23 protein-coding genes are annotated in these 19,400 nt (G+C 68.6%); 14 read left to right on the top strand and 9 right to left on the bottom strand.

The genetic code is table 11. From position 1 onward, the window contains the following. The 5 genes from NHG85_RS17090 to NHG85_RS17070 all read left to right on the top strand — a co-directional run. Nucleotides 1-674 (top strand): substrate-binding domain-containing protein (locus NHG85_RS17090; RefSeq protein ID WP_253334685.1); only part of this gene is annotated, 674 nt, incomplete at its 5' end. Between the two features lie 44 nt (nt 675-718). Continuing rightward, nucleotides 719-1,153: a CBS domain-containing protein gene (locus NHG85_RS17085; protein ID WP_253334679.1), complete on the top strand. Its 435-nt coding sequence runs from the start codon at nt 719-721 to the stop codon at nt 1,151-1,153. Between the two features lie 91 nt (nt 1,154-1,244). After that, nucleotides 1,245-1,739, top strand: coding sequence for a pantetheine-phosphate adenylyltransferase (gene coaD, locus NHG85_RS17080; RefSeq protein ID WP_253334677.1), 495 nt, complete (start codon nt 1,245-1,247; stop codon nt 1,737-1,739). A gap of 61 nt (nt 1,740-1,800) precedes the next feature. Further along, entirely contained in the window at nt 1,801-3,105 is a 1,305-nt protein-coding gene (locus NHG85_RS17075) for a L,D-transpeptidase family protein (protein WP_253334675.1), read from the top strand. Then, nucleotides 3,102-4,007 carry an extensin-like domain-containing protein gene (locus NHG85_RS17070; protein ID WP_253334673.1) on the top strand — a complete coding sequence of 302 codons (906 nt, stop codon included), beginning with the start codon at nt 3,102-3,104 and terminating at the stop codon, nt 4,005-4,007. The genes NHG85_RS17075 and NHG85_RS17070 overlap by 4 nt, the downstream gene beginning before the upstream one ends. 27 nt (nt 4,008-4,034) lie before the next feature. Here NHG85_RS17070 and NHG85_RS17065 read toward each other — a convergent pair whose 3' ends face one another. The 3 genes from NHG85_RS17065 to NHG85_RS17055 all read right to left on the bottom strand — a co-directional run bounded on the left by NHG85_RS17065 (nt 4,035) and on the right by NHG85_RS17055 (nt 5,807). Beyond that, on the bottom strand, nt 4,035-4,409 hold the full coding sequence (locus tag NHG85_RS17065) for a DUF4260 domain-containing protein (RefSeq protein ID WP_253334671.1): 375 nt from the start codon (nt 4,407-4,409) through the stop codon (nt 4,035-4,037). Between the two features lie 134 nt (nt 4,410-4,543). Beyond that, the gene (gene gap, locus NHG85_RS17060; protein ID WP_253334669.1) at nt 4,544-5,557 is read right to left on the bottom strand and encodes a type I glyceraldehyde-3-phosphate dehydrogenase; all 1,014 of its coding nucleotides are present in this window, start codon (nt 5,555-5,557) and stop codon (nt 4,544-4,546) included. Between the two features lie 106 nt (nt 5,558-5,663). Then, the gene (locus tag NHG85_RS17055; protein ID WP_253334667.1) at nt 5,664-5,807 is read right to left on the bottom strand and encodes a hypothetical protein; all 144 of its coding nucleotides are present in this window, start codon (nt 5,805-5,807) and stop codon (nt 5,664-5,666) included. Here NHG85_RS17055 and NHG85_RS17050 point away from each other — a divergent pair. Further along, nucleotides 5,806-6,234, top strand: coding sequence for a DoxX family protein (locus NHG85_RS17050; RefSeq protein WP_253334661.1), 429 nt, complete (start codon nt 5,806-5,808; stop codon nt 6,232-6,234). The genes NHG85_RS17055 and NHG85_RS17050 overlap by 2 nt on opposite strands. A gap of 62 nt (nt 6,235-6,296) precedes the next feature. Here NHG85_RS17050 and tkt read toward each other — a convergent pair whose 3' ends face one another. Further along, on the bottom strand, nt 6,297-8,312 hold the full coding sequence (gene tkt / locus NHG85_RS17045) for a transketolase (RefSeq protein ID WP_253334659.1): 2,016 nt from the start codon (nt 8,310-8,312) through the stop codon (nt 6,297-6,299). A gap of 236 nt (nt 8,313-8,548) precedes the next feature. On the opposite strand from tkt, the gene NHG85_RS17040 reads away from it, so the two are divergent. After that, nucleotides 8,549-9,019, top strand: coding sequence for a hypothetical protein (locus NHG85_RS17040; RefSeq protein ID WP_253334657.1), 471 nt, complete (start codon nt 8,549-8,551; stop codon nt 9,017-9,019). Continuing rightward, on the top strand, nt 9,019-9,426 hold the full coding sequence (locus NHG85_RS17035; protein WP_253334655.1) for a cell division protein ZapA: 408 nt from the start codon (nt 9,019-9,021) through the stop codon (nt 9,424-9,426). Before NHG85_RS17040 ends, NHG85_RS17035 begins: the two co-directional genes overlap by 1 nt. A 33-nt stretch (nt 9,427-9,459) precedes the next feature. On the opposite strand, the gene NHG85_RS17030 is transcribed toward NHG85_RS17035, so the two are convergent. The 5 genes from NHG85_RS17030 to NHG85_RS17010 all read right to left on the bottom strand — a co-directional run bounded on the left by NHG85_RS17030 (nt 9,460) and on the right by NHG85_RS17010 (nt 14,123). Then, entirely contained in the window at nt 9,460-9,987 is a 528-nt protein-coding gene (locus NHG85_RS17030) for a hypothetical protein (RefSeq protein WP_253334653.1), read from the bottom strand. Nucleotides 9,988-9,999: 12 nt separating this feature from the next. Continuing rightward, a complete protein-coding gene (grxD, locus tag NHG85_RS17025; protein WP_253334651.1) occupies nt 10,000-10,380 on the bottom strand; it encodes a Grx4 family monothiol glutaredoxin in 381 nt (126 codons plus the stop codon). A gap of 26 nt (nt 10,381-10,406) precedes the next feature. Next, nucleotides 10,407-10,649, bottom strand: a complete 243-nt coding sequence (locus NHG85_RS17020) for a BolA/IbaG family iron-sulfur metabolism protein (RefSeq protein ID WP_253334649.1) — start codon at nt 10,647-10,649, stop codon at nt 10,407-10,409. 81 nt (nt 10,650-10,730) lie between these two features. Then, nucleotides 10,731-12,920, bottom strand: a complete 2,190-nt coding sequence (gene purL, locus NHG85_RS17015; protein ID WP_253334647.1) for a phosphoribosylformylglycinamidine synthase subunit PurL — start codon at nt 12,918-12,920, stop codon at nt 10,731-10,733. 297 nt (nt 12,921-13,217) lie between these two features. Further along, nucleotides 13,218-14,123, bottom strand: coding sequence for a LysR family transcriptional regulator (locus NHG85_RS17010; RefSeq protein WP_253334645.1), 906 nt, complete (start codon nt 14,121-14,123; stop codon nt 13,218-13,220). Nucleotides 14,124-14,427: 304 nt separating this feature from the next. Here NHG85_RS17010 and murI point away from each other — a divergent pair, with 304 nt between their 5' ends. The 6 genes from murI to NHG85_RS16980 all read left to right on the top strand — a co-directional run. Then, nucleotides 14,428-15,240 (top strand): glutamate racemase, encoded by an 813-nt coding sequence (gene murI, locus NHG85_RS17005; RefSeq protein ID WP_253334643.1) that lies wholly within the window; start codon nt 14,428-14,430, stop codon nt 15,238-15,240. 64 nt (nt 15,241-15,304) lie between these two features. Then, nucleotides 15,305-16,333: an N-acetyl-gamma-glutamyl-phosphate reductase gene (gene argC, locus NHG85_RS17000; protein ID WP_253334639.1), complete on the top strand. Its 1,029-nt coding sequence runs from the start codon at nt 15,305-15,307 to the stop codon at nt 16,331-16,333. Then, nucleotides 16,333-16,791, top strand: coding sequence for a cytochrome c maturation protein CcmE (ccmE, locus tag NHG85_RS16995; protein ID WP_253334637.1), 459 nt, complete (start codon nt 16,333-16,335; stop codon nt 16,789-16,791). Before argC ends, ccmE begins: the two co-directional genes overlap by 1 nt. 45 nt (nt 16,792-16,836) lie before the next feature. Beyond that, nucleotides 16,837-17,448: a holin-associated N-acetylmuramidase gene (locus NHG85_RS16990; protein WP_253334635.1), complete on the top strand. Its 612-nt coding sequence runs from the start codon at nt 16,837-16,839 to the stop codon at nt 17,446-17,448. Then, nucleotides 17,439-17,993: a holin family protein gene (locus NHG85_RS16985; protein WP_253334633.1), complete on the top strand. Its 555-nt coding sequence runs from the start codon at nt 17,439-17,441 to the stop codon at nt 17,991-17,993. The genes NHG85_RS16990 and NHG85_RS16985 overlap by 10 nt, the downstream gene beginning before the upstream one ends. 79 nt (nt 17,994-18,072) lie before the next feature. Then, nucleotides 18,073-19,400, top strand: a 1,328-nt coding sequence (locus NHG85_RS16980; RefSeq protein ID WP_253334631.1) for a heme lyase CcmF/NrfE family subunit, incomplete at its 3' end; no start/stop codon positions are given.

The raw sequence follows: 19,400 nt of genomic DNA, 5'->3' as shown, positions 1-19,400 counted from the left end.
GGGCCGAGGAGGCGGGCGCGCCGGAGCGGGGCCTGTCGGGGCAGATCCGCATCGGCGCGCCGGATGGCTGCGCCAATTTCGTGCTGCCGCAGGTCTGCGCCGCGATCCAGGCCGAGAACCCCGAATTGGAGTTGCAGATCCTTGCTCTGCCGCGGGTGGTGAACCTTTCCAAGCGCGAGGCCGACATGGCCGTGACCGTGAGCCCGCCCGAGGCCGGGCGGCTGATCGTGCAGAAGATCACCGACTACCGCCTGAGCCTCGCCCAGCGCGCCGAAGCGCCCGTTCCAGGCCGCCTCGCCGATCTGGGGCCACGCCCGCTCGTGGGCTACATCCCCGACATGATCTTCGACCGCGAGCTGGACTATCTCGGCGATCTCGGCGCGCGGGGCGTGCCGCTCGCCTCGAACTCGGTCTCGGTGCAGCTGCAGATGCTGCGCTTCGCGGGGATCGGCATCGTGCACGACTTCGCGTTGCCCTTCGCGCCCGAGCTGCGCCGGGTGCTGGAGCACGAGCTGCGCCTCACCCGCGCCTTCTGGCTGGTGCGCCACGATGCCGACCGCCGCTCGGCCCGGCTGACGCGCTTTGCCGGGCTGCTCGTCGCGGGGCTGCGCGCCGAGGTGGCGCGGCTCGAGGCGGAGAGCTTGACAGGGGGCGGGGCGCGGCGCGACGGTTGAGACAAGGCCCCCGGTCATCGGGGGCGGCAGACAAGGAGTGCGCCATGCTCGTGCAACAGATCCTGAAATCCAAGGACAACGACACCGTTGCCACCGTGACACCCGACACCTCGGTGACCGAGGCGGTGCGGATGCTCTCGGACAAGCGCATCGGCGCGCTCGTGGTCTCTCAGGACGGCAAGCGCGCGCAGGGCATCATCTCGGAGCGCGACATCGTGCGCGAAATCGGCCGGCGCGGGCCGGGCTGCCTGGACGAGAAGGTGGCGTCGCTGATGACCGCCGATCCCGTCACCTGCCACCGCGACGAGCCCGCCGATCTCGTGCTGGGCCGGATGACCGAGGGGCGGTTCCGCCACATCCCCGTGGTCGAGGGCGAGGAGATGATCGGCCTCATCTCGATCGGTGACGTGGTCAAGGCGCGGCTGGCGGAGCTGTCGATGGAGAAGGACGCGCTCGAAGGGATGATCATGGGGCACTAGGGCCCCGCGACGGCTCCGCGCGGCGCGGGGGACTTGCATCTCGCGCCGCCGTGATGTCGTGTGGCGCGCGAACATGCGGCAAGGAGACGTCATGCGCATCGGGCTCTACCCCGGAACCTTCGATCCGGTCACACTCGGCCACACCGACATCATCCGCCGCGCCTGCACGCTGGTCGACCGGCTGGTGATCGGCGTGGCGATCAACCGCGACAAGGGGCCGCTCTTCTCGCTCGACGAGCGCGTGGCGATGATCGAGGCCGAGACCGCGCCGATCGCCGAGGCCTGCGGCTCGGAGATCGTGGTGCACCCGTTCGAGAACCTGCTGATCGACGCGGCGAACGACGTGGGCGCGCAGATGATCATCCGCGGCCTGCGCGCGGTGGCCGATTTCGAATATGAATACCAGATGGTCGGCATGAACCGGATGCTCGACAAGTCGGTCGAGACGGTCTTCCTGATGGCCGAGGCGCGCCACCAGGCGATCGCCTCCAAGCTGGTCAAGGAAATCGCCCGGCTGGGCGGCGATGTCTCCTCCTTCGTGCCTTCGGGGGTCGAAGAGGCGCTGAAGACCCGATTGGGCCTCTGAGCGGCGGACCCGCGGGCAGGCGTGCGGCGTTGAGCCGCGAACCTGCCCCGAGGAGCGCCCGATGACCCGAAACCTGACCCGTCTTTCCCTTTCCGTCCTCGCCCTCGCGGCCAGCGGCGCGGTCGCGCAGCAGTCGGATGACAGCGGCGCGGAGATTGCCGCCGAGACGCGCGAGATGCTGCAGGGCACGGCGCCGGACGCCGGCGCGGAGACGACACCCTCCATCGAGGCCGCACCCTCCGCGCCCTCCTCGGCGCAGGGCGACACGACCGCCCCCGCGGCGAACGGCTCCGCCGCGCAGCCCGAGACTCTGCGCATGCTCGAACAGAGCGGCGCGCAGCCGGTCGAGGCGCAACAGGGGGCGGCGCAGGACGGGGCCCCTTCGACGCCGTCGCAATCGCAATCAGAACCTCAGGCCACCTCCGGCAGCGACTCCACCAGCGCGCCGATTCAGGCCTCCGAGGGCCCGCCGACGGCGCAGCAGATCGAAGCGGCGAGCTACACCGGCGGGCCGCTGCCCGACGGGCAATCGGCGATCACGGTCAAGACGCAGATCCTGCTCGACCGCGCCCATGTTTCGCCCGGCATCATCGACGGCTGGAAGGGCGGCATGAGCGAGAGCGCCATCGCCGCCTTCGAGACGCGCGAGGGCTTCGAGGCGGATGGCCAGCTCGACAGCCAGGTCTGGGATGCGCTCACCGCGCAGGCCCCCGCGCCGATGATGCAAAGCTACACCATTACCGAGGAGGACGTCTCGGGGCTGAGCGATCCGCTGCCCGATGATTACGCCAAGCTCGCCGAACTGGACCAACTCGGCTTCACCAGCGTCGCCGAAAAGCTGGCCGAGCGGTTTCACATGGATCAGGAGTTTCTCGAAACGCTGAACCCGAATGTCGGCTGGCGCGCGGGCGAAAGCATCACCGTCGTCGATCCCGGCCCGCGGCTGGAGATTAGGGTGACGCGGGTCGAGGTGCGCAAGGGCACGAGCCGCCTCGCGGGCTTCGACGAAACCGGCACGATGGTGCTGAACTACCCCGTCACCATCGGCTCGTCGCAGACGCCGTCGCCCTCGGGCACGGTCGAGGTCGTGGCCGTGGCGATGGACCCGACCTACACCTACAACCCCGACGTCAACTTTCAGCAGGGCGACAATGACGAGATGCTGATCCTGCCGCCGGGGCCGAACGGGCCGGTGGGCTCGGTCTGGATCGACCTCAGCAAGCCGACCTACGGGCTGCACGGCACCTCCGATCCGGATTCGCTGTTCAATGCGGCGAGCCATGGCTGCGTGCGCATGACCAACTGGGACGCCGAGGAGCTGGCGCATCTGGTCTCCGAAGGGGTCACGGTCGAGTTCGTGGAATGAGCGCGCGTCTGATCCTTGCGGCGCTGGCGCTGAGCGCCGCGCCCGTGCTGGCGCAGGAGGCGCCGACCCAAGCGCCGCTGCCGCCCGCCCGCCCCGCAGATCTCGCAGGGGGCGCCGATACGGAGGGGCAGGGCGGGACAGAGGGCGCGCCGCAGACCGCGCCCTCGCCCGAGGTGCGGCCCGACACGCTCGCCCCCGAAGACGAGGCGGGGGTGGACAGCGGCGAGGTGGGCGGCGATCTCACCGAGACCGAGACCGAGACCGAGACCGAGACCGAGACCGAGACGCCCGAGGCCGGGCTGGCGCGCGAGGAGGTGCCGCCGATGCCCGAGCGTCTCGCCGCCACCGATACCGAACGCGAGGCCTGCTTGGCCGAGCTCGACGCGCTCGGCGCGGTCTACGAAACCGCGTCCCCGGTGGAGGATCCCGAGATCGCCGATTGCGGCATCGTGCATCCGGTCACGCTCAGCGAGTTGCTGCCGGGCGTGGCACTCGCCCCGCCCGCGTCGATGCGCTGCGAGACGGCGCTGGCGCTAGCGCGCTGGACCCGCGATTTCGGACAACCCGCCGCCGATCGGCTCGGGCGCGGCGCGATCACGGAGATCCGGCAGGGCACCGTCTACAATTGCCGCAGCCGCAGCTCGGACCGGGACACCATGTCCGAGCACGCCTTCGGCAATGCGGTGGACATCATGTCCTTCGGCTTCGCGGATGGCGATCCGGTGGCGGTCGAGCCACGCGAGCGTGACGGCACCATGGCCGAGGCGTTCCAGGACGCGGTGCGCGCCAGCGCCTGCCTCGAATTCACCACCGTGCTCGGGCCGGGCTCGGACGCGGCCCATGCCGACCACCTGCATCTCGACGTGAAGTCGCGGCGCGGCGGGTTCCGGCTCTGCCAGTAAGGGGTTGAACAGCGGGCGCGGTGACGCTCAGGGCTCATCCGCGCCTTCTATAGGTCCGAGATGCGTAATCTTGAACCCTTCGGGGGATTTCAGCCCGTATCCCAGTATGCGGTCCATCCCGGCATGGGCCATCCACAACGCGCCCATGGCGGTGACAAAGGGCAGCTCCGCCACGATGCCAACGCCGATCACGGCGGTGCCAAAGCCATAGAGATGCGGGAGGTTGTAGGTGACGGCCCCGATCCGCGGCCCCAGAGCATAGCCCAGCATGCCGATATCGGGCGCGAAGAAGAGGAGGAGGAACAGCCAGTACGGCATGTCCGCCTCGATATACGGGTAGTAGAGTATCGTCCCAAGAAGGACGAGCATGCCCTCCAACCGCTGCCAACCGATCACGTCCATGCCACCGCCTTTCGCTGCCCTCGGGGGGATCATTCCCTGCCGCGGGGGCGAGGCAAACCCCGATCAGGGTCGTGGCCCCGAAAAAAGAAGAAGGCCGCCCCGAGGGGCGGCCTTCGAACCGGATGCCGTGAAGATCAGCCCAGCTTGCCCATCGCCACGGCGGTGTCGGCCATGCGGTTGGAGAAGCCCCATTCGTTGTCGTACCAGGTCAGGATGCGGCACATGGTGCCGTCCATGACCTTGGTCTGGTCGGTGTGGAACACCGAGGAATGCGGGTCGTGATTGAAGTCCGAGCTGACCAGCTTGTCGTCGGTGAAGCCGAGGATGCCCTTGAGCGGGCCCTCGCCCGCGGCCTTGCGGATCAGGTCGTTGATCTCCTCGACGCTGGTCTCGCGCGCGGCGTTGAAGGTCAGGTCCACGACCGAGACATTGGGCGTCGGCACGCGGATGGCGACGCCGTCGAGCTTGCCATTCAGTTCGGGCAGCACGAGGCCCACGGCCTTGGCCGCGCCGGTCGAGGTCGGGATCATCGACAGCGCTGCGGCGCGGGCGCGGTAGAGATCCTTGTGCATCGTGTCCAGCGTCGGCTGGTCGCCGGTGTAGCTGTGGATCGTCGTCATGAAGCCCTTTTCGATGCCGATGGCGTCGTTGAGGACCTTGGCGACCGGCGACAGGCAGTTGGTCGTGCAGGACGCGTTCGAGATGATCCTGTCTTCGGCGTTCAGCGTCTCGTGGTTGACGCCGTAGACGATGGTCTTCTCGCCTTGGGTCGGGTTGCTGAGCGGGGCCGAGACCAGGACCCGCTTGGAGCCGTTCTCGAGATGCAGCCCGGCCTTTTCGGGCGAGGTGAAGATGCCGGTGCATTCGAGCGCGACATCGACGTCCGACCAGGGCAGCTCCTTGGGATCGCGGAGCGCGGTGACGCGGATCGGGCCGCGGCCGACGTCGATCGTGTCCTCGGTGGTCTTCACTTCATGCGGGAAACGGCCATGCACGCTGTCGTAGCGCAGCAGGTGGGCGTTGGTCTCGACCGGGCCGAGATCGTTGATGGCCACGACCTCGATGTCGGTGCGGCCGGATTCGATGATGCCGCGCAGGACGTTGCGCCCAATGCGGCCGAAGCCGTTGATTGCTACCTTGACAGCCATGGGGGTCTCCTCGGGAATTGCCGGGCTTGGGTTCGGCGCCAAGATCGGCATTTGTGGCCCCGCGTCAACCAAAGATCGGCTTTGGGGGCGGCTGTGAGCGCTGCCGTTAGCGCCAGACGGCGAGCCAGCGCAGGATATCAAGCCCCGCGCGCGCAAGCGTGAGCGCGCCTTGGCCTTCGAACAGGTAGTGATCGATCCCGAGCAGGGCTAGGATGGCGGCGAACAACGCGATGGCGATGGAGGTGCTCATGCTCGCGACCCTAGACCGCGACAGGCCGGCTGCGCAGGCTACGACCGGTGCCGCGCTGCGGGCGGACGACTGGCTGTTGCTGATCGGCCGCGTGCTGCTGGCGGGGCTGTTTCTCGGCGGCGCGGCGCAAAAGGCCTTCGAGCCGGGGCAGGTGGTCGGCCTGCTGACCGGATGGCACCTTCCGGGGCTGCTGGTCTGGCCGGCGCTGGCTTACAACGCCGCCGCTGGGCTGGCGCTGGCCTTCGGCGTGGCGGTGCGCCCGGTGGCGCTGTCGCTGGCGCTCTATTGCATGGTGACCTCGGTGTTCCACTTCCTGCCCGAAGACCCTTGGCAGATGACGATCTTCGTCAAGAACTGGGCCATCGCGGGCGGCTGCCTCGCGCTCGCGGTGGCAGGCGCGGGCCGGATCTCGGTCAGGCTCTCCTGAGAGCGACCAAGGGAAAGGGGCGGCCCGAAGGCCGCCCCCATGTCTCGCGATGACCAGGCGGCTCAGAGCAGCGCGCGGACCTTCTCGGCCACGGCCTCTGCGGTGATGCCGAACTTCTCGTAAAGCGTCGGCGCGGGGGCGGAGGCGCCAAAGCCCTCCATCCCGACGAAGCCCGCCTTCTGCTCGCGCCCGCGCTCGCCCAGAAGCAGCCGGTCCCAGCTTTGGCGCACGCCCGCCTCGACGGCGACCCGCACCGGACCCGCGGGCAGCACGCGCTTGCGATAGGCCTCGTCCTGCGCGGCGAAAAGCTCCATGCAGGGCACGGAGACCACGCGCACGCCGATGCCCTCGGCCTCGAGGATGTCGCGCGCCGCGACCGCGATCTCGACCTCGGATCCCGAAGCCATGAGGATCGCGCGGCGCTTCTCGCCCGCCTCGCGCAGCACGTAGGCGCCCTGCTCGGTGAGGTTCTTGGTCTTGTGCTCATTGCGCACCGGCGCGAGGTTCTGGCGGCTCAGCGCCAGCACCGAGGGGCGGTCGGTCGTCGTCAGCGCGATCTCCCAGGCCTCGGCGGTCTCGACCGTGTCGGCAGGGCGGAACACGTAGGTATTCGGCGTCGCGCGCAGCATCGACAGGTGCTCGACCGGCTGGTGGGTCGGGCCGTCTTCGCCCAGACCGATGCTGTCATGCGTCATCACATAGACCACCGGCTGGTGCATCAGCGCCGAGAGGCGCATCGCGCCGCGCGCATAGTCGGTAAAGGCCATGAAGGTGCCGCCATAGGGGCGCAGGCCGCCGTGCAGCGCGATGCCGTTCATCGCCGCGGCCATGCCATGCTCGCGGATGCCGTAATGGATGTAGCGGCCCGAGCGGTTGTCGGGGGAGAACACCTCCATGTCGCCCGAACGGGTGTTGTTCGAGCCGGTGAGATCGGCCGAGCCGCCCACGGTCTCGGTCATCACGCCGTTGACGACGTTGAGCACCATCTCCGAGGATTTGCGCGAGGCGACGGCTTTCGCGTTCTCCACGGCCTCCTTCTTGAAGGCGCGGATCTTGGTCGAAAGGGCCTTGGGGGCTTCACCGGCGAAGGCGCGCTCGAACTCGATGCGCTTGCGCTCGGAGAGCGCGTCGAAGCGCTCACGCCATTCCTCATGGGCCTTGGCACCGCGCGCGCCCATCGCCTCCCACTGCGCCTTGACGTCGGCGGGGATCTCGAAGGGACCGTGCTCCCAGCCATAGGCGGCCTTGGTGTCGGCGATGAGTTTCTCATCGGTCAGCGCGCCGTGGCCCTTGGCCGTGTCCTGCGCCGAGGAGCCCAGCGCGATATGCGTCTTGCAGGCAATCATCGAGGGGCGCGGGTCGGCCTTGGCGGCCTCGATCGCGGCGTCGATCGCCTCGGGGTCGTGGCCGTCGATCGCCTGCACGTGCCAGCCCGAGGCCTCGAAGCGCGCGCATTGATCGGTGACGTCGGCGATCGAGACCTTGCCGTCGATGGTGATGCCGTTGTCGTCGAAGAAGACGACGAGCTTGGAGAGCTTCTGCATGCCCGCGAGCGCGATCGCCTCCTGGCTCACGCCCTCCATCAGGCAGCCGTCACCGGCCATGACCCAGGTGTAATGGTCGACGATCTTGGAGCCGTATTTCGCGCGCAGCATCTCCTCGGCGATGGCGAAGCCGACGGAGTTGGCGATGCCCTGGCCGAGCGGGCCGGTGGTGGTCTCGACCGCGTCGAGATACTCGCTCTCGGGGTGACCGGCGGTCTTGGAGCCCCACTGGCGGAAGTTCTTGATCTCCTCGAGCGGCACTTCCTCGTAGCCGGTCAGATGCAGCACCGAGTAGAGCAGCATCGAGCCGTGGCCCACCGAGAGGATGAAGCGGTCGCGATCGGCCCAGGTCGGCGCCTTGGGGTCGAACTTCATGTGCTTGTCGAACAGGACGGTGGCGACGTCGGCCATGCCCATCGGCATGCCGGAATGGCCGGAATTGGCGGCGGCCACGGCGTCGAGGGTCAGGGTGCGGATGGCCGCGGCCTTCCTCCAGTGCTCGGGATGCTTGTCGCGCAGGGCAGCGATGTCCATGGGTGTCCTCCGGTTTGGCGTCGAAGCCGCGGCGCGGCCCCCCTTGTCGCGCATGGTATTGACAGGCGGCGGGGGCGAGTTCAAGCGACGGGCAGTGCCCCGCGCGCCCGGCAGGCGGGTTTGCGGCGCGGTTTGCGGCTTGGCGGGGGGTGGTCTAGGTTTTTCCGACGCCCCGCGCGATTCGGCTCATCCATGCGCCGACGGGCCGCAGGCGGGGCAGGGCAGACAGGGGCATGATGACCGACATCACCGAATTGGAAAGCCGTCTCTCGGCGGCGCTGGACCGGATCGGCCAGGGGCTCGACCGGATCGAGAGCGCCGGGCCGCGGACGGCGCAGGATGAGGGCCTCGGCGCCGAGCTCGACGCGCAGCAGCAGGCCAATGCCGAGCTGGAGCACCGTCTCAAGGCGCTGCGCGAGGAGCAGGACACCCGGCTCGCCGCCTTCGAGGCGCAAATCGAGGCGCAGAACGCCCAGATGGCCGATCTCGACGGGCAGCTGCAGGCGCTGCGCCGCTCCAACGCCGAGCTGCGCGAGGTCGCGGGCGAGCTGCGCGAGGCGATGGAGGCCGAGCTGGCCGATCCCGAGCTGATCGACCGCGCCATGGCCGCCGAGCTCGACGCGCTGCGCGCCGAGCGCGACGCCGAGGTGGCCGAGCTGGGCGCGGTGCTGTCGGAACTGAAACCGCTGGTCGAGGAGCGCGAGTGATGCCGCAGGTCGAAATCACCATCGGCGGGCGCGGCTTCACCGTCGCCTGTCAGCCGGGCGAGGAGCCCTATCTTCAGGCCGCCGCCAAGATGCTCGACGAGGAGGCCTCCAGCCTCTCGAACCAGGCAGGGCGGATGCCCGAGAGCAAGATGCTGCTGATGGCGGGGCTGCTCCTGGCCGACCGCGCCGCCGGGCTCGAGGACCGTCTGCGCCAGGCCGAGACCTATGCGGGCCAGGTCGAGCGGCGGCTGAGCCAGACCGAGACCGCGCTCGGCAAGATGCGCGACGAGCCGCAGAAGGTCGAGGTCGAGGTGCCGGTGATTCCGCACGGGCTGATCGAGATGCTGGCCGAGATGACGGCGCGCGCCGAGTCGCTGGCCGAGCGGGTGGAGAAGGCGGGGGTCTGACCTCCCGCGGCGCCCCGACGGGCGCCGCGCCCTTCAGCCCGCGCCTTCGTAAACCTCGATGTAATCGGGCCGGCCTCCGTGCCCGATGACGCGCACATGCACGAAGCGGGTCTCCCCCCGGCGCAGCAGATCGACGATATAGCCCGGCGCGCCTGGACCACGCGCGTAGAGTTCCGGAATGCGCGCGCGTGTTCCGGAGGAGGCGAAGAGCGGGTCATGCTCGTCCAGCTCGTCGCGCAGGCCGAAGCGGTGAAAATTCGCCCGGTCCTGCTGGAGGATCGCGCCAATATCGGCGAGGCGGGCGCCGCGCGAATTCCGAAGATCCTGCGGCGAGAGATAGGCGTAGTAGGCGGCGATCACCTCCTGCGCGGTGGCCGGTGCCGCCAGCAGCGCCAAGGCGCCGGCGAGAATGATACGTTTCATGAACAGCCCACCCTGTAACGGATAACACGCCATGAGTGTGCCGCCGACGCGCGGGTGACGCAAGGGAAAGTGGGTGCTCGGGATGCCGGACATGAAAAGGGCCGCGCCCGAAGGCGCGGCCCGGATCGGCTCCGACATGCGCAGGAGCGATCAGCCCTTGTTGGCTTCGCGGATCTTCTCGGCGGCGTCCTTGTCGAAGGCCACGCCGTTCTGCTCGAACATCTGGTCCAGCTCGCCCGACAGCGTCATCTCGGTGATGATGTCGCAGCCGCCGACGAACTCGCCCTTGACGTAGAGCTGCGGGATGGTCGGCCAGTCGGAGTAGTCCTTGACGCCCTGGCGGATCTCGTTGTCCTCGAGCACGTTCACGTCCCGGAATTCGAGGTTCATGAAGTTGAGCACGCCCGCCACGCGGCTGGAGAAGCCGCATTGCGGCATGGTCTTGGTGCCCTTCATGAAGAGCACGACATCGTTCGATTTGACGATCTCGTCGATGCGGGCCTTGGCGTCGGTGGTGTCCTGCGCGGTCATGTGCGTGTCCTTTGCGGGAATGGGGGTCAGTCGGGGGCCTTGGTGGTCAGCGCGAGCGCGTGCAATTCGCCCGCGGGCCCGTCCATCCGGCCCTTGAGCGCGGCATAGACGGCGCGCTGCTGCTGCACCCGGTTCTGGCCGCGAAAGCTTTCGTCGATCACCTCGGCGGCGTAGTGATTGCCGTCTCCGGCGAGGTCGGTGATGGCGATCTTCGCCTCCGGAAAGGTCTCGCGGAGCAGGTCCTCGATTTCCTGTGCGCTCATCGCCATGTCGGTCGTCCTCGCCTGTTGTTTCGCCCCAGATGTAGGCAGAGCCCCGGCGGCACGCAAGCCCGCCGCCGGGGCAGCGGCTCAGACCGCCAGCTCGGCCTCGGCATCGGGGATGTGCAGCGCCGTCTCGAAGGCGGTGCGGTAGAGCTTTGCCAGATCGGCCAGCGGCGCCCTGGCCCCGCCGAGCGAGACCTCCTTGCCGCCGAAACGGCCGACGCGCGCCAGAGGCAGGCCCGCCGAACCGGCCGCCGCCTCCAGCATCGCGGCACTTTCCTCGTCGGCGGCGATCAGGTAGCGGCCCTGGTCCTCGCCGAACAGCGCCGCCGTGCCGGTCACGCCGATCTCGACGCCGAGCCCCGCACCCTCGGCCATCTCGAAGGCCGCGAGCGCCAGCCCGCCGTCGCTGAGGTCGGTGCAGGCGCGGATGAGGGCGTGGTTGTCGCGCACGAAGAGGCCATGCGCCTTCTCGACCTCGAGATCGACCGCAGGTGCGCCGCCCTCGTCGCGGCCCAGCATCTCCCACAAGAGCGCCGAGCGGCCCAGGTGCCCCTCGGTGGTGCCCAGCACCAGCGCCACGTCCCCCTCTTGGGGCTGCGTGCCGATGGCACGGCCGGGCGTCTCGATCAGCCCGACGCCGCCGATGGTCGGCGTGGGCAGGATGCCGGTGCCGTCGGTCTCGTTGTAGAGCGAGACATTGCCCGAGACGATCGGGAAATCGAGCGCCTTGCAGGCCTCGCCGATGCCCTTGATGGCGCCCACCAGCTGGCCCATGATTTCGGGCTTTTCGGGGTTGCCGAAGTTGAGGTTGTCGGTCGCCGCCAAGGGCTTCGCCCCCGTGGCGATCAGGTTGCGCCAGGCCTCGGCCACCGCCTGCTTGCCGCCCTCGAAAGGGTTGGCGAAGACGTAGCGCGGGTTGACGTCCGAGGTGAAGGCCAGCGTCTTGTCGGTGCCATGCACCCGCACCAGGCCTGAGCCCGCGCCCGGCGCGCGCGCCGTGTCGCCCATCACCATGTGGTCGTACTGTTCCCAGACCCAGGCCTTGCGCGCGTGGTTGGGCGAGCCGATCAGCGCGCGCAGCCCTTCGATGGCGTCCACCTCCTCCACCAGCGGCAGCGGCGCGGCGGCGGGGGTCTCGATCCAGGGACGGTCGTATTCGGGCGCGGTGCCCGACAGCGCCTTGAGGGGCAGGTCGGCCTTCACCTCATCGCCATGCACGATGAGGAAGCGGTCCTCGGGGATGGTCTCGCCGACGATGGCGAAATCGAGGTCCCACTTGTCGAAGATCGCCCGCGCCACGGTCTCCTTCTCGGGGCGCAGCACCATGAGCATCCGCTCCTGGCTTTCCGACAGCATCATCTCATAGGCGGTCATCGCCGCCTCGCGGCAGGGCACGCGGTCGAGGTCGAGCCGGATGCCAAGGTTGCCCTTGTCGCCCATCTCCACCGCCGAACAGGTGAGACCGGCGGCCCCCATGTCCTGGATCGAGATGACGGCGCCGGTTTGCATCAGCTCGAGACAGGCCTCCATCAGCCGCTTTTCGGTGAAGGGATCGCCGACCTGCACGGTCGGGCGCTTGTCCTCGATCGTGTCGTCGAACTCCGCCGAGGCCATGGTCGCGCCGCCGACGCCGTCGCGGCCCGTCTTGGCGCCGAGATAGACCACCGGCATGCCGACGCCGCTCGCTGCCGAGTAGAAGATCGCATCCGCATCGGCGAGGCCCGCGGCAAAGGCGTTGACGAGGCAGTTGCCGTTGTAGCTGGGGTGGAACCGCACCTCGCCGCCGACGTTCGGCACGCCGAAACAGTTGCCATAGCCGCCCACGCCCGCGACCACGCCCGAGACGAGGCGGCGGGTCTTGGGGTGGTCGAGGCTGCCGAAGCTCAGCGCGTTCATCGCGGCGATGGGCCGCGCGCCCATGGTGAAGACGTCGCGCAGGATGCCGCCGACGCCGGTCGCGGCCCCCTGGTAGGGTTCGATGTAGCTGGGGTGGTTGTGGCTCTCCATCTTGAAGACCACGGCCTGCCCGTCGCCGATATCGACCACGCCCGCGTTCTCGCCGGGGCCGCAGATGACCTGCGGGCCTTCCGTGGGCAGGGTCCGCAGCCATTTCTTCGAGGATTTGTAGGAGCAGTGCTCGTTCCACATGGCCGAGAAGATGCCGAGCTCGGTGAAGCTCGGCTCGCGGCCGATGATCTCGAGGATGCGCGCGTATTCGTCGGGGCTGAGCCCGTGCGCGGCGATGAGGTCGTCGGTGATGAGGGGGTCGGACATGCGGGCGCTCTCCTGCTGGTCGCGCGCGTCATACAAGCGGGACGCCGCAGGGGAAAGCGGGATTCAGGGCCGGGCAGCCCGGCTTCGCGACCACGCGCGCCCATCGATGGCCAAAAAAAAGCCGGGCCAACAGGCCCGGCAAGTCCAACAGGGAGGTATGAAGCGAGGCGCCGCCAGGCACCGTCGGCTTCGATTGCCGAGATATATAGCACAATGTGAACGATCAAGTTCTAAACCCCCGACCGCAGGACAACCCCGCCATGCGCATGTCGCATGGCTATGTTTTGGGCAAGGTGCCTAATCCGCGACCTGTTCGCGAAGCTTGCGGCGGTGCGCCTGCACCTCTTCCTGTACGAAATCGCGGAAGGCCGCGACCCGCTTGGATTGGCGCAGCTCCTCTGGGTAGGCGAGAAACACCGGCACCTCGCCGGATTCGAAATCCGGCAGCACCCGCGTCAGCCCGGGGAAATGCTCGTTGAGATAGTTGGGCAGCACGCCGACGCCGAGATTGTTGAGCACCGCCTGCAGCACGCCGAAATAGTTGTTCACCGTGAGCATCGAGGGGATGCTGTAGGCCATCAGCTCCTGCACCATCGCGGCACCCGCCGAGACCTGCGCCGAGGTGGGGTTCTGGCAGATCAGCCTGTGACGCTCGAAATCCTCGAGTTTGTCGAGCGCGCCGGCCTTGTCGAGATAGGCCTGCGTCGCATAAAGCCGCATCCGCACGTTCATCAGCCGCTTGCGCACGAGGTCGGCCTGGCTCGGCTCCTTCATGCGGATCGCGACATCGGCCTCGCGCATCGGCAGGTCGAGCACGCGCTCTTCGAGAATGAGGTCGATCTTGAGGTCGGGGTAGCGCTCGTAGAGCTTGGGCAGGCGCGGGGCGAGCCACAGCGTGCCGAAGCCGATCGGCGTGGTGACCTTGATCTCGCCGAAGACCTCTTCCTCGCTGTCGCGGATGCGCGCCGAGGCGGCCTCGAGCCGCTTGTTCATCGCGCGGGTCGCGTCGAACAGAAGCTCGCCCTGCTCGGTGAGGATCAGCCCGCGCGCGTGGCGGTGAAACAGCGTAGTGTTGAGCTGCTCTTCGAGCGCGCGGATCTGCCGGCTGACCGCCGACTGGCTCAGATGCAACGAATCGCCGGCGTGGGTCAGGCTGCCCGCATCCGCCACCGCATGAAAAATCCGCAGCTTGTCCCAGTCCATCGCTATCCGTCCCGCCTTCGTTCCTGCGCCCGGCCATCTATGGCCCAACGCGGTGCTTGCAAAGCGCCTGCGCGGTTTCTCGCGCCTGCGCCAGTGAAACCCCGCGCAGCATAGCGAGAATTCATGAAGTTTGATGAATAAATCGCCACCTTCGGCGCGGCTGTGCGCAAATGTCTCGGCATGGCGCGCCTGTCTCGCCGCCTGGGGCAGGCGCGGGGTCATTCGCGCGCCAAACCACCGATGGATTTCCCCCGCAAAGCCTCGTATGTCTCGGGCCCTACAGGGCAAAGGGCAAGGTGGCACGATGGCGGTCGGGATCTTCGATAGTGGCTTGGGCGGGCTTACGGTGCTGGATGCCGTCTCCAGACGGCTTCCCGACCTGCCGCTGGTCTATTTCGGCGACAACGCCCACGCCCCCTACGGCGTGCGCACCGCCGACGACATCTACGACCTGACCACGCAGGCGACCGAGCGGCTGTTCGAGGCGGGATGCGATCTGGTGATCCTCGCCTGCAACACCGCCTCGGCCGCCGCTTTGCGCCGGATGCAGGAGGGCTGGGTGCCCGAAGGCAAGCGCGTGCTCGGCGTCTTCGTGCCGCTGATCGAGGCGCTGACCGAGCGGCAGTGGGGCGACAATTCCCCGCCGCGCGAGGTCGGCACCAAGCATGTCGCGCTCTTCGCCACCCCCGCCACCGTGCGCAGCCGCGCCTTCCAGCGCGAGCTGGCCTTCCGCGCCATCGGGGTGGATGTCGAGGCGCAGGCCTGCGGCGGCGTGGTCGATGCGATCGAGGAGGGGGACATGATCCTCGCCGAGGCGCTGGTGCGCTCCCATGTCGATGCGCTCAGGCGCAAGATGCCCGAGCCCGACGCGGCGATCCTCGGCTGCACCCACTACCCCTTGATGACCGAGACCTTCCAGGACGCGCTGGGCGAGGGGGTGAAGGTCTTCAGCCAGGCCGATCTCGTCGCCGAGAGCCTCGCCGACTACCTCTCGCGCCGCCCCGAGATGCGCGGGCCGGGCATGGACAGCATGTTCCTGACCACCGGCAAGCCCAAGCAGGTCTCGGACCGCGCCACCCAGTTCCTGCACCGCCGCATCGAGTTCGTCGCCGCCTGAGGCCGCGCCGCTCTGGTGCGCGACTGATGCACGCCTTACCTGATACTCCGACAGGAGCCATGCCATGACCCATTCCGCCGCCATCCTCGGGGCCTCCGGCTACACCGGGGCCGAACTCGTCCGCCTGATCGCGACCCATCCCGCGATCGAGATCGCCGCCCTGTCGGGCGACCGCAAGGCGGGCATGGCGATGGGTGAGGTCTTTCCGCATCTGGCGCATCTCGACCTGCCGGCGCTGTGCAAGATCGAGGAGATCGATTTCTCCGCCATCGACATCGCCTTTTGCGCTTTGCCGCATGCGATGAGCCAGGCGGTGATCAAGGATCTGCCCAAGGATCTGAAGATCGTCGATCTCTCTGCCGATTTCCGGCTGCGCAACGACGGCGAATACGAGAAATGGTACGGCAAGCCGCATGCCGCAATGGAACTGCAGGAAGAGGCCGTCTACGGCCTGACCGAGTTCTACCGCGACGAGATCGCGGGCGCGCGGCTCGTTGCCGGCACGGGCTGCAACGCGGCCACCGTGCAATTCGCGCTGCGCCCGCTGATCGAAAAGGAACTGATCGATCTCGACGACATCGTCTGCGACCTGAAGAACGGCGTCTCGGGCGCGGGTCGATCGCTCAAGGAGAACATGCTGTTTGCCGAGCGGAGCGAGGACGTGCTTGCCTATTCGGCGGGCGGCACGCACCGGCATCTGGGCGAGTTCGACCAGGAGTTCTCCGCGATCGCGGGCCGCGACGTCCGCATCCTCTTCACCCCGCATCTCGTCCCGGTCAATCGCGGCATTCTCGCCTCGTGCTACGTGAAGGGCGACCCGCAAGCCGTTCATGAGGCGCTGCAATCGCGCTACGAGGCCGAGCCCTTCCTGCGGGTGCTGCCCTTCGGGCGCTTGCCCGGGATGAGCCATGTGCAGGGCTCGAACTTCTGCCATATCGGCGTGTCGGGCGACCGGGTCTCGGGGCGCACGCTGGTGGTCTCCACGCTCGACAACCTGTGCAAGGGCTCCTCGGGGCAGGCGTTGCAGAACGCCAACCTGATGCTCGGCCTTCCCGAGACGGAGGGGCTGATGCTGGCCCCGGTGTTCCCCTGATGCGCGGGCTGAAGAAGACCCGCCGCATCCAGGTGCTGGCGCTCGCCGCCGTGGCGCTGGTGCTGGCCACCGGCATCATCGGCTATGCCATGCGCGACGGGATCAACTTCTTCCGCTCGCCCGCGCAGCTCTTGGCCGAGCCGCCCGCGCCTTCGGAGGTGTTCCGCCTCGGCGGGCTGGTCGAGGAGGGCACGCTCAGGCGCGGGCAGGGCGAGACGGTGACCTTCTCGGTCACCGATGGCGCGGCCTCGGTGCCGGTGGCCTATACCGGCATCCTGCCCGACCTCTTCGAGGAGGGGCAGGGCATGGTGGGCCAGGGGCGCTGGACCGGCGAGCGCTTCGAGGCGGTGGAAATCCTCGCCAAGCATGACGAGAGCTACATGCCCAAGGAGGTGATCGACGCGCTCGAGGAGCAGGGCGTCTACAAGGCACCGAACGCCGCGGCGCCGTCGAATTAACGAAACCGCGGCAGTCTGACCCTCGGGATCACGGAGGGGCGCGGAATGAAGAGCGTGGAGCAGATCGCGGCGGAGATCGTCGCGCGCGAGGGCGGCTATGTCGACGATCCGGACGATCCGGGCGGGGCGACCAACCACGGCGTGACGATTCACACGATGCGCCGCCTCGGGCTCGATCTCGACGGCGACGGCGTGGTCACCAAGGCGGATGTCAGGCGGCTCACCCCCGCGCAGGCCACCGAGATCTTCATCGAGCATTACTACCGCCGCCCGCGCATCGACGCGCTGCCCGAGAGCCTGCGCGCTTCGGTCTTCGACATGCATGTCAATTCCGGCGCCAACGCGGTGAAGATCCTGCAAAGGCTCCTCGTGGCGATGCGCATCCCGGTGGTGATCGACGGCATCATCGGCCCGCAGACCATCGCCGCGGCGGCGCAGGCGCAGGCCGCCGCGCCCGATCACCTTGCCGATGCCTACGGCATCGCCCGGCGCAATTACTACTACAGCCTCGCCGACAGCCGCCCGGCCAGCCGCAAATACGCGCGCGCCCGCGACGGCGGCAAGGGCGGCTGGATCCGCCGGGCCGAGGAATTCATCTCGCCGCGCTACCACCTGACCGAAACGCAGCATCGCGAAAGGACCGCGGCATGGGGATGATCGGGGGGATCGTGAGGACGCTGTTCGGCGCGCGGCGCAACATCGTGGTCGAGACGGTCGAGGCCTTTCGCGAGAACGCCGAAGGCCGGGCCGTGCGGGCCTCGGATCACCGCGAGGCGGTGCTGGCGCAGTTCGCCGCCGAAATGGCGCAGGCCCGGCGCGGGGGCTGGGACCGCTTCATCGACGGGCTGAACCGCCTGCCGCGCCCGGCCATGGCCTTCGGCACGATGGGGCTGATCGGGGCGGCGATGGTCGATCCCGCATGGTTCGCGGCGCGGATGCAGGGGTTGGCGCTGGTGCCCGAGCCGCTGTGGTGGCTGATGGGGGCGATCGTCAGCTTCTATTTCGGCGCGCGGATGCAGGCGCATGACCAGGGCTATGAGCGCGAGATGATCGCGGCGTTGGCGCGGATGCGCGCGCGGCTGCCCGAACCGGTCTCGGGCCCCGTGCCGGACGGCATACCGCAGGGCGCGTCCGAGCCCGGCATTGCCCCGAGCTCCGAGCCCAACGCCGCGCTCGACAACTGGCGGCGCACGCAAGCGTGATGGGCCGCCCCACCGGGGGCGACAATCCGCCCGGGCGCCGCGATAGCGCCGTCCGGGCGGATCGGCTACAAGCTCGGGCATGTTGATCGAACTCGGACATTTCGCCCTGATTCTGGCCTTTGCCACCGCCATCGTGCAGATGGTGGTGCCGCTCGTCGGCGCGCAGAAGGGCTGGCGCGGCTGGATGGGCGTGGCAGAGCCCGCCGCCACCGCGCAATTCGCGCTCACCGGCTTCGCCTTCGCGGCGCTGACGGTGGCCTTCGTCACATCGGATTTCTCCGTGGCGCTGGTGGTGGCCAACTCCCATTCCCTCAAGCCCATGCTCTACAAGATCTCGGGCGTCTGGGGGAACCACGAGGGCTCGCTGCTTTTGTGGCTGGTGATCCTGTCGGGCTTCGGCGCCGCCGCCGCGTGGTTCGGCGGCAACCTGCCCGAGCGGCTGCGCGCGCGCGTGCTGGCGGTGCAGGCCTCGATCGGCGTCGCCTTCTATGCCTTCCTGCTCTTCACCTCGAACCCGTTTCTGCGCGTCGCCACGCCGCCCTTCGACGGGCAGGATCTGAACCCGCTGCTGCAGGACCCGGGCCTCGCCTTCCACCCGCCGTTTCTCTACCTCGGCTATGTCGGCCTTTCGATGTCGTTCTCCTTTGCCGTCGCGGCGCTGATCGAGGGGCGGGTCGACGCGGCATGGGCGCGCTGGGTCCGGCCCTGGACGCTGGCGGCGTGGCTGTTCCTGACCATCGGCATCGCGCTGGGCTCGTGGTGGGCCTATTACGAGCTGGGCTGGGGCGGCTTCTGGTTCTGGGACCCGGTCGAGAACGCGAGCTTCATGCCATGGCTCTTCGCCGCGGCCCTCCTGCATTCGGCCATCGTCACCGAAAAGCGCGAGGCGCTCAAAAGCTGGACCGTGCTGCTCGCCATCCTCGCCTTCAGCTTCTCGCTCCTGGGCACCTTCATCGTGCGCTCGGGCGTGCTCACATCCGTGCATGCCTTCGCCAACGACCCCGAGCGCGGGGTGTTCATCCTGATGATCCTCGGCGTCTTCACCGGCGGCGCGCTGACGCTCTATGCCGCGCGCGCCCATGCGATGGAGGCCAAGGGCGTGTTCGGGCTGGTTAGCCGCGAGGCTGCGCTGGTGGCCAACAACGTGCTGCTCGCCGTGGCCGCCATGGTGGTCTTCGTCGGCACGCTCTGGCCGCTGATCGCGGAGATGGCCTTTGGCCGGGTGCTTTCGGTCGGCCCGCCCTTCTTCGACGCGGCCTTCACGCCCTTCTTCGTGGCGCTGGCGCTGCTTTTGCCCGTGGGCACGCTTTTCGCGTGGAAGCGGGCGCAGGGCGCGCGGGTGCTGCGTCAGCTCTGGCCCGCCGCCGCGCTCGCGGGCGCGCTGCTGCTTCTGGGCTACGCGCTGGG

This window comes from Limimaricola litoreus, assembly GCF_024159025.1.
Lineage (GTDB): Bacteria > Pseudomonadota > Alphaproteobacteria > Rhodobacterales > Rhodobacteraceae > Limimaricola > Limimaricola litoreus.
The sequence above is the reverse complement of the archived record's forward strand: the minus strand, read 5'-3'. Positions and strand labels throughout refer to the sequence as shown.